General features: G+C 43.8%; 14 protein-coding genes. 5 read left to right on the forward strand and 9 right to left on the reverse strand.

The genetic code is table 11. The features are described 5' to 3' along the window. Positions 1-645, forward strand: a 645-nt coding sequence (locus CAG69_RS20950; RefSeq protein WP_237668107.1) for a flagellar brake domain-containing protein, incomplete at its 5' end; no start/stop codon positions are given. Positions 646-647: 2 nt separating this feature from the next. On the opposite strand, the gene CAG69_RS20955 is transcribed toward CAG69_RS20950, so the two are convergent. The 8 genes from CAG69_RS20955 to CAG69_RS20990 all read right to left on the reverse strand — a co-directional run bounded on the left by CAG69_RS20955 (position 648) and on the right by CAG69_RS20990 (position 8,879). Beyond that, positions 648-1,685 carry a DUF2955 domain-containing protein gene (locus tag CAG69_RS20955; protein WP_161446048.1) on the reverse strand — a complete coding sequence of 346 codons (1,038 nt, stop codon included), beginning with the start codon at positions 1,683-1,685 and terminating at the stop codon, positions 648-650. 12 nt (positions 1,686-1,697) lie between these two features. Further along, entirely contained in the window at positions 1,698-2,756 is a 1,059-nt protein-coding gene (locus CAG69_RS20960) for an HlyD family secretion protein (protein ID WP_161446049.1), read from the reverse strand. A 35-nt stretch (positions 2,757-2,791) separates the two neighbouring features. Further along, a complete protein-coding gene (locus CAG69_RS20965) occupies positions 2,792-3,247 on the reverse strand; it encodes a MarR family transcriptional regulator (RefSeq protein ID WP_161446051.1) in 456 nt (151 codons plus the stop codon). A gap of 301 nt (positions 3,248-3,548) precedes the next feature. Then, complete coding sequence (luxQ, locus tag CAG69_RS20970) at positions 3,549-6,125, reverse strand: quorum-sensing autoinducer 2 sensor kinase/phosphatase LuxQ (protein WP_048624830.1); 2,577 nt, start codon at positions 6,123-6,125, stop codon at positions 3,549-3,551. Beyond that, complete coding sequence (locus CAG69_RS20975; RefSeq protein WP_005397733.1) at positions 6,125-7,222, reverse strand: autoinducer 2-binding periplasmic protein LuxP; 1,098 nt, start codon at positions 7,220-7,222, stop codon at positions 6,125-6,127. Before CAG69_RS20975 ends, luxQ begins: the two co-directional genes overlap by 1 nt. Positions 7,223-7,542: 320 nt before the next feature. Further along, positions 7,543-7,863, reverse strand: coding sequence for a GIY-YIG nuclease family protein (locus CAG69_RS20980; protein ID WP_012842363.1), 321 nt, complete (start codon positions 7,861-7,863; stop codon positions 7,543-7,545). After that, complete coding sequence (locus tag CAG69_RS20985; protein WP_161446053.1) at positions 7,860-8,510, reverse strand: YceH family protein; 651 nt, start codon at positions 8,508-8,510, stop codon at positions 7,860-7,862. The genes CAG69_RS20980 and CAG69_RS20985 overlap by 4 nt, the downstream gene beginning before the upstream one ends. A 165-nt stretch (positions 8,511-8,675) precedes the next feature. Then, entirely contained in the window at positions 8,676-8,879 is a 204-nt protein-coding gene (locus CAG69_RS20990) for a hypothetical protein (protein WP_031780656.1), read from the reverse strand. Between the two features lie 241 nt (positions 8,880-9,120). On the opposite strand from CAG69_RS20990, the gene CAG69_RS20995 reads away from it, so the two are divergent. Together CAG69_RS20995 and CAG69_RS21000 are read left to right on the forward strand one after the other, a co-directional pair. Next, the gene (locus tag CAG69_RS20995) at positions 9,121-9,435 is read left to right on the forward strand and encodes a DUF496 family protein (RefSeq protein ID WP_005373603.1); all 315 of its coding nucleotides are present in this window, start codon (positions 9,121-9,123) and stop codon (positions 9,433-9,435) included. Positions 9,436-9,556: 121 nt separating this feature from the next. Next, on the forward strand, positions 9,557-10,894 hold the full coding sequence (locus tag CAG69_RS21000) for an MATE family efflux transporter (RefSeq protein ID WP_161446055.1): 1,338 nt from the start codon (positions 9,557-9,559) through the stop codon (positions 10,892-10,894). A gap of 62 nt (positions 10,895-10,956) precedes the next feature. On the opposite strand, the gene CAG69_RS21005 is transcribed toward CAG69_RS21000, so the two are convergent. Beyond that, entirely contained in the window at positions 10,957-13,593 is a 2,637-nt protein-coding gene (locus CAG69_RS21005; RefSeq protein WP_161446057.1) for a hybrid sensor histidine kinase/response regulator, read from the reverse strand. A 615-nt stretch (positions 13,594-14,208) separates the two neighbouring features. On the opposite strand from CAG69_RS21005, the gene CAG69_RS21010 reads away from it, so the two are divergent. Together CAG69_RS21010 and CAG69_RS21015 are read left to right on the forward strand one after the other, a co-directional pair. After that, positions 14,209-15,642, forward strand: a complete 1,434-nt coding sequence (locus CAG69_RS21010; RefSeq protein ID WP_161446059.1) for a glyceraldehyde-3-phosphate dehydrogenase — start codon at positions 14,209-14,211, stop codon at positions 15,640-15,642. A 240-nt stretch (positions 15,643-15,882) separates the two neighbouring features. Further along, a partial coding sequence (locus tag CAG69_RS21015) for a hypothetical protein (protein WP_161446061.1) occupies positions 15,883-16,079 on the forward strand: 197 nt, incomplete at its 3' end.

Consider the following 16,079-nt stretch of genomic DNA (forward strand, 5'->3'; position numbering starts at 1 on the left):
AAAGATGAACTGCATAGATTCCTCAAACCGGGAATGAAACTTTCGACTAATTTCGAGTTTGGGCCTAAGGACCAGTATACATATCCCACCACCTATCTTGGGATGAAAGAGAACGCGTATTTGATTCTTGATATACCGATGCGTTTGCTTGAAGAGCAAGTGATGAGAAAACTCCCAAACGCCGATATCATCGTGCGTGGTGTATCAGATACGGAGTTAGGCCATGTCATTGCATTTAAATCCAGTGTTCTAACAACTGCGGTTCGTCCTTCGCCCCTTTTATTTATTCGAATTCCAGGAACATTTGCAACCAAACCAGTCCGGGAACACGAACGATATAAGCTGCAAATGGATTGTAAGATTGTTCACGCGGGGAATGTTTACGACGGTAGCCTTATCGACTTCTCACTGGCAGGTATTGGTATCTCAACCTTTATAGAGCCAGAATTCAACGTTGGTGAAAGTGTCACTATCGACTCTTCTCTAAGTCACTATATCGGAGAAGAAAATCGGTGTGTCATTGCCAACATTAAGAAGTTGGTGAAAGGCTGGGTAATAGGAATTAAGTTTGAAAGCCCAATAGCGATGAGTCACGAGCTAAAAACAGAGTTACTGGAGCAGTCCTTTCTAACCAGTAACGTCTGAACTTACTGCTGGCTAAAGCGCGTCGCCTCAAAGCTATTGAGCACTCTGTGCACCGCATAGGTCACGAGCAAAGTGACAACAATAGCAAACAAAATACTACTCACGCGATACAGCGCGCTGAACATTAAATCGCCATCCGGAGTAAGGTATTGGCCAAATAAAATACCTAATGTAGTTAATCCGCCAAACCCAGCTCCTGACCCACTAGACTCTTTTACATGCATATAGCTGAACATCATCGCGCCAATCCACAGTAATGGGGCGATAAACAGCAAGGTATCCGACCAATCGTATAGTACGAGCTGCCCAGCAATACCAAAGGTTACCCCCATCAAGGTCCCCATTGCTCTTTTGCGCGCATACCCTAAAGCACCGTTCCAATGCATAGGAAACAATAAAAGCAAGGTTGTCGCCTGAGCGGACATAGAATCACTGAGGTCAAATAGCTGGAATACCAAGAAAGACATTGTAGCGATGCTCGCCCCCATAAGGGCTTCATGACGCATGCGGTGACTCTGTTTAGGCTGAGATGGTTTTGCCGGTGGCTGACGAGGCTCTGCATCAGGGATCAAAAATGTCACGACGTAGGCCACGATCACTGAAATAACGTTCGCTTGTAGGTTGCTGAATATCAGATCATTTAAGTCGGTTGTTGGATAGCTCGCAAAATGCAGCATGATGCTCAAGCTCAGCACGCTATTTGCCCCAAACAGGAATAAGCTCCCTTTTGACATACAGGCGAACTTATACAAAAACAACCCGAAGGCGATGATCGTCATCATGCCAGGATGTCCACCAAATAGCCCACCAAGAATACCGACCTCTAATCCGCATACGACCGCTGAAAAAATCAGCTGTCGTGCAGCATGCAGGCTCATGACTGGTACCATTCCAAGTAACAACATCGGTGTTACGGTAAAAAATACGCCATAATTCCAGCCAAAGACCTTACATAAGGTGAAGCCAATGGTCGCGCCAGTTGCAATGCGCAAACACTGACGGAAGTCGTTTTCCGACATGGGATGATCCCATAACTTCATATCGCCTCCCCGTTAATAAATGTAATGAAGAAGACTCAAAAATCGGATCTGACATCTCGCTAACCAGCCAGATAACGAGTTTTCTGGCAACAGTTGCACAGTCGCACGTGCCCCGGCCGGAAATGCGCGCTGTTGAGGTTCATCGATAGCTAAATGTAAACGTAAACGTTGCGCGTCTCTCACCCAACGGTTTGAGTCTGTCGGTGTCGCTAAACGGCCATCCGCATCAAACTGGCCCGAGCTTACTCCCGCATCCACACTCGTAATACGAGCTTCAAATACGTCACCTGGCAAGCTATCAAAGGCCACTAACGCCCGACTGTTCTGATTGAAGTGTCGCAGACTCTTTTCACGAAAGTCGGCAATAATATCCACGTCATCCGAGACTAAAGCCACAAGAGGCGTACCAGATGCCGCATAGGCACCCGTTTCCAGCTGCAAGTTAGCGACAACGCCATCATGTTCAGCAATTACTTGAGTGTAAGACAGATTAAGTTCCGCTTGTTTTAGCTGGTTTTGTGCCACGCGGATATTTACATTCGTCGCACCTAAATCGCCTCGGTTTACTTCCAACTCTTTTAAACGAGCGCGCGCGGCCAGTAAGTTTGCTCTGGCTGCCGTTGCACTACTTTGTGCGTCGTCACGCTGTTGTTGCGAGGTGCCATTGCGATGAAACAATGTATCAAGACGTTTGGCTTCGCGAACTTTTTGCTCGGCGACAATTTTGCTCGCTTCAACGTCCGCTTTTGCCGCTGCAATAGAGGCATCAAGCTGTTCATTATTTTGAATCACACGCTCAAGGTTAAGTTGAGCCTTTTCTACGGCGAGCTGATAAGGCTGTGGATCAATCTGGAATAGTAGATCGCCTTGGCTTATTTCTTGGTTGTTGGCAACATAAAGATGCGTAATCTGTCCACTCACACGGGGAGCTACTTTAGTTACCACTCGCGTTGCCATTGCCTGAGGCGTCAATGGCATAGCGAGATCTGCGACTAGAAAATAGGCAAAGACAAGGACAAACGCGACGCAAGAATACTTGATCCAACGTGCGAATTTTTGATCTGGAGTCATAGGCGTTTACTTCTCTTTTAATTCGGGTTTCTGACTTATTCGCTAAGTGAATCAAGTGCATTGTGAGCAATCTGAGCGAGGATCAATGAAAGCTTTTGAAGCTCTTGGTCATTGATTTCTGTCAGTAGCTTGCTCCGTACTTGAAGAATTCGAGTCTCCATTTGCTTGAGTAGGGTTTTACCTTCTTCTGTAAGGCTAACAATGCGTGCTCGCTTGTCATGCTCACTGCAATGGCGAGTGATCAGAGATTGCTCTTCTAATAGCTTTAATGTGCGCATCAGCGATGCCAACTCAATCTCAAGCGCTTCAGCCAAATGCTTCTGACTAACGTTGTCGCCCATTCGATAAAGTTTCCATAACGCAGTCCAACGCGGGTACGTCAGGTTTAAAGGCTCCAACTCGCGATCTGCAACCATTTTCCACAAACGGGCAACACGAGATAACTTTTCAGCCAGAGAAAGGTCGCGCAAACTGTTGATGTCTTGAATCATAAGATCTACTCAATTACTTAGCTTGCTAAGTAATATAAAATAGTTAGCACGCTAAGTAAATGGCTTTTTGTGATTTAAATCACATCGAATGTGCCATTGGGGAACCAAGTTTGCGTAACGCAGCATAGTACTTGGGCTGTATAGTAGTGATATACAAGGCAAAAGGTGATATCAGCACTCCAGGCTTATCAACAAGTGAAGCATTGAGATACAAAAAAGCACAACCCTAAGTTATGGCGTTGTGCTTTTCGGTTTAGTGAGCGATTGAATTATCAATTAAGGCTCATAGCGAATGAGTTCATCACGTTCGTTCAATTAAGAATCGCTGCTTGAAGTCAACAAAGGCTTCATGGAGCGCATTTTCTTTAATCGGTTTGAGCAATACGTAATTCGCGCCCGCCTCCATAAACGCATCACTGGTTTCTTTCGCCGTATCGGCAGTACAAGCATAAATTGGCGTGCCTAACTTCAGCTTCTGTCGGATCTCTTTGGTTGTTTCAATTCCTCCAAGATGCGGCAGTTGGTTGTCCATCAAAATCAAATCGTAAGTATGATCTTTTAAGAACTCCATCGCTTCCAATCCATCTTTTGCCCAATCAACCTGCATTTTGTACTTGTTACAAAATGCTTTGAGAATGAAAGCATTGGTATGGTTATCTTCTACCAACAGTACTTTTAGACTCTCTGCGAATAACTCACCAGGTTTAACTCTCAAGCTTGAATCAAGAGGGGTGAGCACTCGCTCACGATCTTTCACTGGCATTGTAATAACAAAGGTCGTACCCAAACCTTTTTGACTACGTACTTGAACGTCACCTTCCAGCATATCGACGAGGCTTTTCACAATGGTCAGTCCCAAGCCACTGCCACCGTATTCTCGAGTGGTCGTTGCTTCCTCTTGAACGAAAGGTTCAAACATTTGGTCAAGCTTATCGGGCTCTATGCCGATGCCCGTATCCGTAATTTCCACTACCAACACACTATTTTCGGCGCCGTAGAACTGCTCCAGTTCAGCATGCAAGCGTACGCTGCCCGAGGGGGTAAACTTGACTGAGTTACTGACTAAGTTAAATAAAATTTGGTTCAGACGAACTTGGTCAGTAAAGATTTCAACATTGGGATCAATCTTGTTTTCAATGACAAGGTTAACGCCTTTATTTTCGCAAATTGGACGATAAATGTTTTCTAACGTTCGAATCGTGTCAGTGAACGAAAACGGGTGCTTTTGAATATTAAACTTACCCTGCTCAATCTTCGAAAAATCCAAAATATCATTCAAAACAGCAAGTAAGTGCTCACCACTATGTCGGAGTACATCAATTTGGTTATTCTGCTCTTCCGTTTCGACCGAGTCTTTTAATAATTGAGCAACTCCTAGAATGCCATTGATTGGCGTTCGGATTTCATGGCTCATTTTAGCCAGAAAATCGGCACGTGCTTGGGCGGATTTTTCTGCCTCTTTACGTGCCAAGTTACTTTGTTTTTCCGCTTCAATAAGCGTCGTAATATCCTGACCTTGAACAATGATACCGCTGATATCACCATCCACTCGAATCGGCGATAAGTTCCAGCGATATACCTTGTCTCCAATTGGTACATTGACGCCAGTTAACGTGGCTCCTTGAGCTGCCATTCGCAGGTGCGGCATCAACTTTTCTTTGAAGCCTTTAAACACTGGGTGCATGGTTTCAATGTCGTTTTCCATGACCAATTCTTTGCGGGCTGCCGGATTGATTTGGATGAGTACGCCAGACTCTGACCAAACCATAATCGGCGATAACGCAAAGTTAAACAGATCGCGGAATGAACGCTTTTGCGCTTCCAGCTCTTCAAAGGTGTTTTCTAGTGTCGAACCAATATGATCGAACTCCTCGATATCCGATCCGCCAAATCGTTCGAACCCTTTTTCTTCACGAGCCGAACGAGTGTATGCCATCAACGAGCCAAGCTCTTCGACGACTCGATTCTCAATCCACTCTTTGGTCATCAACGCAATCATCACCATCCCGATAACCGAAGCCAGCATCGCCAAAAGGTGCTGGATTTGCAGCGTCACAACACTCTGATTGTCTTGTACGGTTAGTAAACACAAATCCGTCGTGGCAGCATTGACTTCGATAGGGGTTTTAATGATCAACAACTGGTCAAGCTTTTGCTGAGACTCTCGCCGCTTCAGAACATCAAATATCTTGTACGCTTCATCTCCGACTAGTGAGCTAGCTAGTGGCGTATCGTTGGCCACCAAAACAACATTATCAACGTTTCCTTCGTTTTTTAGTCTTTCCATCAACCCGAAGTTGTTATCTAGAACAACAACATTGTAAGAATACCCCATCACTTCACCGGTTTTAGGTTGTAAAACCGGTACACGACGCAGTAACAGATGGCGAGTTCCCATTGGGGTATGTGAAGGAAGGTAATACCAATTGTTGCTAAAAGTCACTTGGCTCGCGAGGCCATTGAGAATCAAGTTATTGATGCCATAGAAATGCGCATTCCCATCGTCCCAAATAATGCCTTGATGATCGGTGAGAAAGCGAAATTCTGGCGTATGAGAAGGATCACTCTGGTCAATACTCATGAAAAAGTAATTGAGAGCTTCTTCATCCCGTTCTGTATAAAAATCTAAAACAACATCACTCTTCGAGTTACTGTTGTGATGAATCTGAATCGCAGCAAAATGGCTATCAAAAATATTAAGAATCAGCGCTGACGTCTGTTGCTTAGTTCTATCCACTTCTTGCCAAATAATTTGCTTCGAGAAGTAATAACTCTGAACGAAGATACCTAAAATGATCGGAGCAAGTACGAGAATGATTATTTTCGTAATAAGCGTCGACAATGAGCGACGCTTTCTTGTTTTTGATGTAGTTGTCATCAATTGTCTGAGTATCTAAATGCGCGTTTTCTTAATGCTTCAATTCTTTCTGGAGAATCAGATTTCGTGACGACTTCAAAATCACCAGAATAAACGGTTGGAACGGGTTTCCCTTCAAGATCCCACTTAATCGCTTCTGCCATTGCAATGCCAGTATCATCGTTCATACGCATAACAGTAACGTCTAACTCCCCTTTCGAAAGCGCTTCTAATTCTGCAGAGCCGCCACCCCAGCCGTTGATCATGACATCTTCACGCCCTAATTCTTTCAGCGCATCAACAGCCCCTAGCGCCACATCTGTAGAACACGCATAAATAAAATCGACGTCAGGGTATTTTTCCAAACTCGCTTTTGCTGCTTCATACCCAGACTGCTTTGTCGCTTTGGTATAGTAAGCAGATTGTAGTTCAAAGTTGTTATCACGGTTGACTTGATTGATAAAGGTATTACCTCTGATATCGCTGATATATCCTTCTGAAAAGTAGAGCACACTATAATGGCTCTGTTTTGGAAAACGCTTACCAAACTCCACGGCAAGCTCACGGCTGCCTTCAGCATGATCAAAACCAACATAAAGGAACGGTTGGTGATCCTCCCAATCTCTTACCGGTGTAGTGATATTTTGTAAGATCAACTTGGTTTTCTTTGAGTCTAAGACGTGTTCAACAAACTTACGATGCCTAGTGGTATCGAGAGTGAAAATCAGATAATCGGAGTTGCTCTTCAGCGCTTCCATTAAAGACAAACTTTGTTGTTTAATATCTGCGTTGGGACGGGTAAATACTTGATTAAGTTGATAGTCGATATCGAGTTTATCTAAACGCTGTTCAAATGCGTCGATATTTCGAATCCAATAATCCGAAATCTGTTGACCTGGATAAACCACAGAAATTTTTAACGGACGCTTTTTGTCTCTTTCAACCGGAACAGGAGTCTCTCGCACGGCGTCAGCCAACGCATTCGTTAACTGCTTCTGTTCTGGAAACTGGTCTAAAAATTCTTGATATGCCCAATACCCATTGAGGACTTGAGTGGCTTGCGCTATCGGCGCGACAGTGGCCATTGACATCAGGGAGAATACTAACGCTTTTTTCATCTACTGCTCTTTTAGCTTTTTATGAGCCTAATTCAGCTCTATTCGTTACCTAGCCGAGTCATCCTTTACTCTTGTAATCTACCTTCCTCTGAGTGCCTGTTTCAATAATAAATTGGTTCTTAGTCTGAGTTGGAACGAATAAACGTTTATTGTGTACCTAATTGTAAGGTCACAAAATATCATTTCTCCTTTTCATACTCTGAGTGTTTAAACAGAACACCAACCCATTATGCGTCAGTTTGTTCTTACATGGTACTCCAAAACTAAAAAGAAACCGCCTCAGTGGACGGTTTCTTTGTTATTCGGCATGTCGCGAACGCTTATTTCGATAAAGCCATTTCTAACATCATCTGCTGATTTTCATCAACGACAATACTTGCTTTTGACGTAACAAGTAGCTCTTTCTTAGCTTTTGTTAGTTGCTTAATATAATACTCAGCCCGCATGGCAAGTGTCTTTGAATCAAAATCCGAAGACCACTCCAATACTAAGGGACCTTTTCCTTTTAAAGCTTTCGCTCCTTTGCCCGTTTGGTGCTGATTGAATCTTCGCTCAACATTGTTTGTGACACCGCAATACAGCGCATTGCGGTTATTTCGTATCAAATAGACACTCCAACGCTGCGCTGTATTTTCAATCATGAAAGTAGTGACTCGACCTTAGCTTTTAGTTCATCGAGCTCTTCTTTAAGCTGAGCAACTTCGAGCTCTAACTGGCTGGCTCGATCAGAATTAGAGCCAGCCGCTGACACTGGCACTGCTAGCTCAGAGACGTCAACGTCGCCACAGAACAAATGCATATAGCGTGACTCTCGCTTTCCGGCTTCACGCGGTAACTTGACCACTAATGGCCCTTTGTCTTCGCTTGCTAAGTGCTCCAGAACCGTTTCAACTTCTTTTACATCATGAAATGTCGCGAGACGATTGGTACGAGTGCGAATTTCCCCAGGCGTTTGAGCACCACGCAAAAGCATACAGCACACGATTCCCTTCTCTTGTTCTGTCAGTTTTAAATCACCAAACTCCGTATTACAGAAACGGTGCTGATACTTGCTAACACGGCTGTTAAACGCACTTTCGTCACTGACGAGCCTACGCTCAATTAGAGCATCAACGGCATCGAGAACGTCTGACTCAGAGAGCGACATTACGGGATCACGGTTGCTTTTTTGATTACACGCGTTGGTTAAAGCGTTTAGGCTGAGGGGGTAAAGATCTGGGGTGGTGACTTCTTTTTCGATCAAGCAACCAATGACTCGTGCTTCAATTGCCGTTAGCTCAACTTTCATAATGCATTTCCTTATTATTTTTGCATTTGACTTGGTACCTAAATCGCTTCGAAATCATGCATCATACATTGGCAAAGAGATGCAAGAAGCGTTAACGATTCAGGTGTCGGTGTCAGGCTAAAGCATAGCGCAAGACCTGGCACCCTTTGCGAATCGGGTCAGGTATCAATGCTCCGAGAGAATTGGCACTTTCGTCAAATTGCCATCTTGATCAACCATCATTATTTTTGAACGATTCAGCTCAACTTCGATGATTTCGAGTTGCTCGCGAGCGTTGATATACGCTGTTTTTAACTTTTCAGCCACAGAGCGAGTGGCTTGCTCATTATCTTGACTACTTACTTGCTCCGCAGTGTTCCCAGAGTCCATATCAAGTTCATCATTTTGCATTCAATGGTGTTGATAATATAGTGAAGGCCACGTTATGACAATGCATCGATGGATTCTACGATGTTGCCCAAAACTCGATTAAAGAAGCGTGATTATGTAGACACATCGCAATTGGTTGAGAAATGTTCAACTCTGCATTGTGATTGATCTAAAGACTGTTATGCCACTGGATGTTGTGCTTTAATCGAGGGAGATATTCATAAAATTAGGAAAGAGAACTATGAGTAGCGTATTTGAAATCGTTAACCAAGCTCGTCGTAAAAACAAACTAAAACGTGAGCTGCTTGATAACGAAAAGAAAGTTCGTGATAACCGCAAACGTGTTGACCTTCTAGAAAACCTTCTAGATTACATCAAACCAGAAATGACTCACGATGAAATCGTCGCAATCATCAAAAATATGAAAGCAGACTACGAAGATCGTGTTGATGACCACATCATCAAAAGTGCAGAAATCTCTAAAGCACGTCGTGACATCAGCCGTCGTATTCGCGAACTGACTGAAGAAGACAAGCAAACTAGCGGCAAAAAATAAACGCTTAAGCTAGATTTTCCAACCCTGAGTAAGGCTACCTTACTCGGGGTTTATTTTTGTCTCTAAACTAAGCGCCGTGTACAATCAATCCAACTCTTATTCCTAACGCATTCAGCTTTCTATGTCCTCAACTACGACAAGTACACAACCAACACTTGCAAAACAATTATTTACGATGACTTGGCCAATGCTATTTGGCGTTCTATCTTTAATGAGCTTTCAGCTTGTAGATAGTGCGTTTATCGGTCAGCTCGGCGTTTTACCTTTGGCCGCTCAAGGTTTTACTCTTCCGTTGCAAATGGTCATTATCGGCATTCAAGTCGGTTTAGGTATCGCCACGACCGCTGTCATTTCTAAAGCGCTTGGTGCGAATGAAAGTCGTTATGCCAAACAGCTCGGTGGCTTAGTTTTGATGATTGGCTCAATCGGTGTAGCCGTTTTTGGAGGGCTAATTTGGCTTTTGCGCTACCCCATTTTATCTCTATTAAGTGCTCCAGAATCTGTAATGCCGATTATCGACAGCTACTGGCCTTGGTGGCTGCTAAGTTCATGGACTGGAGCGGTTTTATATTTTTACTACAGTATTTGCCGAGCTAATGGCAACACCATGTTGCCTGGCACAATGATGATGGTGACCAGCGGTGTGAACCTTGTGCTCGATCCACTATTTATTTTCACGTTTGACTTGGGTATTAACGGAGCCGCAATAGCAACAATCGTTGCTTTTGGGTTTGGTATTTTAGTCGTCGCGCCTCGCGTAAAGAAGAATCACTGGGCAACAACGCAGTGGCAAGACCTCAACGTAGCTAAAAGTGTTGCGTCTATCGGTAACATCATGGGACCTGCGATGATCAGCCAACTGCTGCCTCCGTTGTCGTCCATGTTAGCAACAAAGTTATTGGCAAGCTTCGGGACCGCAGCAGTCGCCGCTTGGGCGCTCGGTTCACGCTACGAATTCTTTGCTATCGTTTCGGTGTTAGCGCTGACAATGTCTATGCCCCCAATGGTCGGGCGCTTACTTGGCGCAAAAAACTACCAAGATATCCAATCGCTAGTCAGTATTGCCGTAAAATTCATTCTGGGCTTTCAACTTTTGATCGCAGCCATTACGTTTGCCGTCGCAAACCCACTTGCACTACTGATGACCAGTGATGTTCAAGTAGAGCAAGTATTAGAAATGCATTTGCTGATTGTTCCTATCAGCTTAGGTTCACTAGGTGTATGTATGTTGATGGTTTCTCTTTGCAATGCATTAGGTAAGTCTTACACCGCGCTCACCATTTCAGCGCTACGCTTGTTTGTCTTTTTCCTTCCTTGCTTATGGGTTGGCGCTCAAATGGGAGGAATCCGAGGTCTACTTTTAGGCGCTTGTATCGGCAACATTCTGGCGGGCATTTCCGCTTACCTAACCTATCGACAAACCATACGTAAACTCGCTGGCGCTCAAGCAAACGTATGACAATGCATGGTTAAAATAAAGCCCCTTTGATTGGGGCTTTATCGTCTTGAAATGTTATCGATTTAGGCGAGTTTTAATTCATTGAAGAGCTCAAATAGCTGATTCGATTTATAAGGCTTAGGTAAATAAGCATCCATACCTGCAGCAAAACAGTTGTGAATGTCTTCTTCCAAAACACTCGCGGTGAGCGCAATAATGGTCGTTTTCTCACGCCCGGCTTTCTTTTCCCAACGACGAATTTCTTTCGTCGCGGTCAGTCCATCCATCACCGGCATCATACAATCCATTAAAATTGCATCGAATTCTTCTCCCTTTGTGATGGCTTCCAACGCTTCTTGTCCATTGCTTGTTATCAAATAGTCATATCCTGCTTTATCCAGAAAGAAACTCGCGATTTTCTGATTCATCAAGTTATCCTCCGCGATTAAGATCCTCCTGTGAGAGCGCGACGTTCGATATTCAGACTTTGGAATACCATTAGTGACAGCGTCACTTGAAATGGTTTTTTCTACCTTCGCTAAATCGTCAATGACATGCTTAAATCGATTGCCAAGAAAAGGCAATGTGAGCACAGCATGTACTCTTTCTGCATTATCGTAGGGAGTGGATAGATGATGCTGACAAATAATCACACGACGAAGATCATACTTGAGTGACAACTCATCTAAGGCTTCATCCGTATTGGAGTCGTCACTATGGCACAGAAATATGACATCAAAGTCATCGTTTATTGCTTTTACTTCATTAACATTATTCGCACCAAAGAGATTGATTTTCGCTAATCGACACTCTTTCAAAAGTTGATCAGCGTAATCGTAATTTGTGCAGATCAAGAGCCCTTTATTTATCACGTCCGAGCGCCAGCCAAACATCGGAATAACGTCAACCTCAATAGAGAATTCAAAGCATGTGCCCACTCCTTTGGTGGATGTCGCTATAAGCTGCCCTCCCATCATGGATACCAGTTGACGACAAATTGCCAATCCCAGTCCCGTTCCACCGAACTGCCTCGACACCCCTTCATCTTCCTGAGTAAAGGGTTCAAAAATCGTCGTTAACTTATCTTGTTCAATGCCTATCCCGGTATCTTCGACTTTAAACATCAGCGTTCCGCGCTCGTTCTCAGGTAACTCGTCATAACTGACATCAACACGTATGTGACCGCTTTCGGTAAACTTGACCGCATTCGATACCAGATTCGTGATGACCTGCTTGATGCGATGATCATCAACCATCACTCGAGTTGGAATGTTTTCAGCTAAGTTAATCCCCAGCTCTAGCTGTTTAGATGTGGCTTTGGATTGAAATAAAACCATCGACTGGTACACCACTTCTCGGATATCGGCCTCGACTAGCGACAACTCCAGTCGACCAGATTCGATTTTAGAAAGATCTAAAATATCGTTAAGCAAGGTAAGTAATGTTTGAGATGAAGAGTCAATGTCATCAACGACTTCTTGCTGATGGGAAGATAACTCGCTTTGAGAGAGTATCTCCGTCATGCCCATAATACCGTTTAGGGGGGTACGTATTTCATGCGACATGTTGGCAAGAAATACTGATTTAGCGCGATTAGCAGACACTGCTGACTCTTTAGCATGGAGTATTTCGTCTGTTTGTCTCTGCTTTTCTTCAACCACTCGATTCACTTGCTGAGCGAAAATAGTCAGTTCATCACTGCCATCGACTTTGACTTTCGTCTGTTTCTCTTCATCGTTGATCAGCGCCGTTAAGGTATGAATAATCGCATCTAGTTTGCTATTAACCCGAAACCAAGTGCCAAAGCCAAGCCAACAAAGCATGACGATAACCAAAATAACGCCAGAGGTAATCATCGCAATATTGGTCTTTTGTTCATGAACTTGTGTTAGGAGCGACTGCTCTGTTTGTTTCGTGAACCCATCAATGAGTACTTGCAAGCGTTGCACACGGAAATCGAGTTCTCTCAAATACGCTTCATAGTCACTACGTGACATGTCCCCTGACATTAATCGCCCACGAGATGCCAAATTTCTCTGATATCTGGGCGACGTAAACAAGCCTAGCAGTTTATCAACTTGATCGTATGACCCTCCTAAATTTAAAAACGCATCCAAATTTTGCTGTTGTCGATCAATAGCCTGAAAAAACATACTCTGACTCAACCGACTCTTAGGATCTTGAACTAGGCGATGCGTCAACCAGGCTTCTTTCTGTGTCCAAAAAGACAGCTGAGCAAGGTAAGCAATAAAATTCTGCATTCGAATACCGTCCTCACTGCCATACCACTGATGATTTTGTAGCAAAGAGCGCGACATATTTTGAAGCAGTTGAAATGCCCAATCGCCAAGGTCATCCATCTCGTCCAACCTACCGGATAATACCCCTAGCATGGCCTCTTTCAGCTCATCAGCATATTCAGCGGTATTGGGGTTACTGACGAATTTTTGATGCATGGAAGAAATAACACCGTCTTGTTCTTCTATATTAAGTGCGGCTGATGCTTGAAGCGTAGGCTGGCGGCGTGCTTTCTCTATGGAGTATATAAAATGCGAGGCTTGGGATATCAACTGGAAACCTTGGATATTGATTACCGTTTGATTGAGACGGCTTACGCGCAACGCATTGTCAGAAAACTGCTGAACTGCAAAAACCACTATCACCACCGTGGGTAATAGTGCGAGGAGTGCTAAGCGTGTTTTTATTGATAATCTCAACATCCATCAGCCCAATGGTTGATCTCATCCGATTATTTAATACTAGACTAGTTTCTAGCATTGAAAGGCATATACGACATGGTTACTTTAAAACAACATTCACCTACCAAAACCATGGTCATTCCGCTTATTTCGCCATCGGTCAATGAAATGGTAATTGTGACTCGAATCATACTTTTTGATCTTCAAGCTGAGTACAAACAGTGAAGTTTCACTCATACCTAAGATGCACATCACTTTTCATAAAATTCCAAACCATATGTTCACCTATTTCGTTGCCTTATCGAGACAAATCACACAAAAATGCAAACGAATTAACAGTGACAACAAAACTAATTTGAAAACACACATTATCATCGCGAAAAAAGTGGATGACTTTTTAAATGTCAATACGTGAAAACCACCGCTTTAGTCACATTAATTCACCACTAACACGACCTTAACTAGTGTTTTACACTGGATTTAATTTTCCTAGCAGAATAAGGGCTCCGACCTTAGAATCCGCACACATAACTATTACAACCCGATTACATAACCCACCACACTCTTGCACGCTGCCGAAGAGGCAACAGCAGAGAGTATGGTTAGCCCCCAAAACGTGAAAGGTCTAATACAACAATGAGTCCAGAGAAATATCTCCAAGACTGGCAAACTAGCCAAACGATTGCTGAATCTATTTCCCCTCTAATTGGTAAGCTATATCGTCAAAAAGGAATCGAAGTGGTTCTGTTTGGTAAAACGCTTATCAATGCTACTACTATAGACATTCTCAAAACTCATCGCGTTGCAAGACGTTATACAGGCAGCCCACTCTCACTTGAGCACACAATGCCTATCATTCAAGCGCTATGTGAAATGAGCATTTCTTCGTGTCGTGTCGATGTTGGCCAATTGGCAACTAAGTACTGGAATGAGCATGACGATACTGCGTCTCTAAATGATTTCCTTATCACTGCACTTGATGGCGCACGCGATGCAGACTCTTCATTGAAAGCGCGTGATGTAGTTCTTTATGGTTTTGGTCGCATTGGTCGACTACTAACTCGCCTTCTGATCGAGAAAAGTGGCCCAGGTTACCCACTACGACTACGAGCGATTGTGGTTCGTGGCGGTAAAAAAGGCGATTTAGAGAAGCGTGCTAGTTTACTGCGTCGTGACTCAGTCCACGGTCAGTTCAACGGTAGCATCGTGATCGATGAGGAACTTAAAGCTCTGATCGTTAACGGTAACTACATCCAAATCATCTACGCAAACAATCCAAGCGAAGTGGACTACTCTGCTTACGGTATTAACAACGCGCTTGTTGTTGATAACACAGGTGTTTGGCGTGATTCTGAAGGTCTAAGCCAACACTTAGCGTGTCAAGGTGCAGAGAAAGTGCTGCTAACGGCACCAGGTAAAGGTGACATCAAAAACGTTGTATTCGGTGTAAATGAATCAGTTATTCAAGAAGATGACACCATCATCTCTGCAGCGAGCTGTACCACAAACGCAATCACGCCGGTTCTTAAAGCGCTGAATGATAAATATGGTGTCCTTTCTGGTCACATCGAAACCGTGCACTCATACACAAACGACCAAAACTTGATCGACAATTTCCACTCTGGTGACCGCCGTGGACGTAGTGCTTCTCTGAACATGGTTCTAACTTCAACTGGCGCAGCTAAAGCAGTAGCAAAAGCACTGCCAGAGCTAGCTGGTAAGCTAACAGGTAACGCAATTCGCGTACCGACACCAAACGTTTCGATGGCAGTCGCTAACCTAAACTTAGGTGAAGACGTAGACCGTGATTCACTGAACGATTACTTGCGTGAAATGGCGTTGAACTCTGAGCTTTCGGCACAGATTGACTACACCGATTCAACAGAAATTGTATCAACTGACTTAGTTGGTTCTCGCCATGCAGGCGTCGTGGATGGTCAAGCGACTATCGCACAAGACAAACGTTGCGTACTTTACATCTGGTACGACAACGAATTCGGTTACAGCTGCCAGGTTGTGCACTGTATGGAACAAATGATGGGTGTTCGTTACCAAACATTCCCTCGATAGGTGAACTTTGCTCCACAACGTTAACCACATAGCGTAACGGACAATATCTCATATTTGTTCTAAATAATAAGCGCGAAGCGCATTACTAATATTTTTCCCCGTTTATACGCCTGATCACCCTCAGGCGTTTTTTCATTTCGCTCATTTGACACTCTCCGGACAAAGTGAAGACTATCATTCATGTTTTGTTCATGTTCACAGCATTAATCTGAACACATGAATTACAGAGAGGTCATGATTATGAATCGGATTATTGTTACCGCACTAGCACTGATTACGGGCTTTTTTACATTAGTATTTAGCTTGATCATTGCGATTCCGTTGACCATCGCAGCATTAATTACAGGCAAACGTATTGAGAAGCGCGTGAAGAAAATGCAGAAAGAAATGCATGAAGATTATGAATTCAATACTGGTAAAGCCGATGCTATTGAAGG

This window comes from Vibrio sp. V43_P6S15P86 (genome assembly GCF_009904725.1).
GTDB lineage: Bacteria > Pseudomonadota > Gammaproteobacteria > Enterobacterales > Vibrionaceae > Vibrio > Vibrio diabolicus.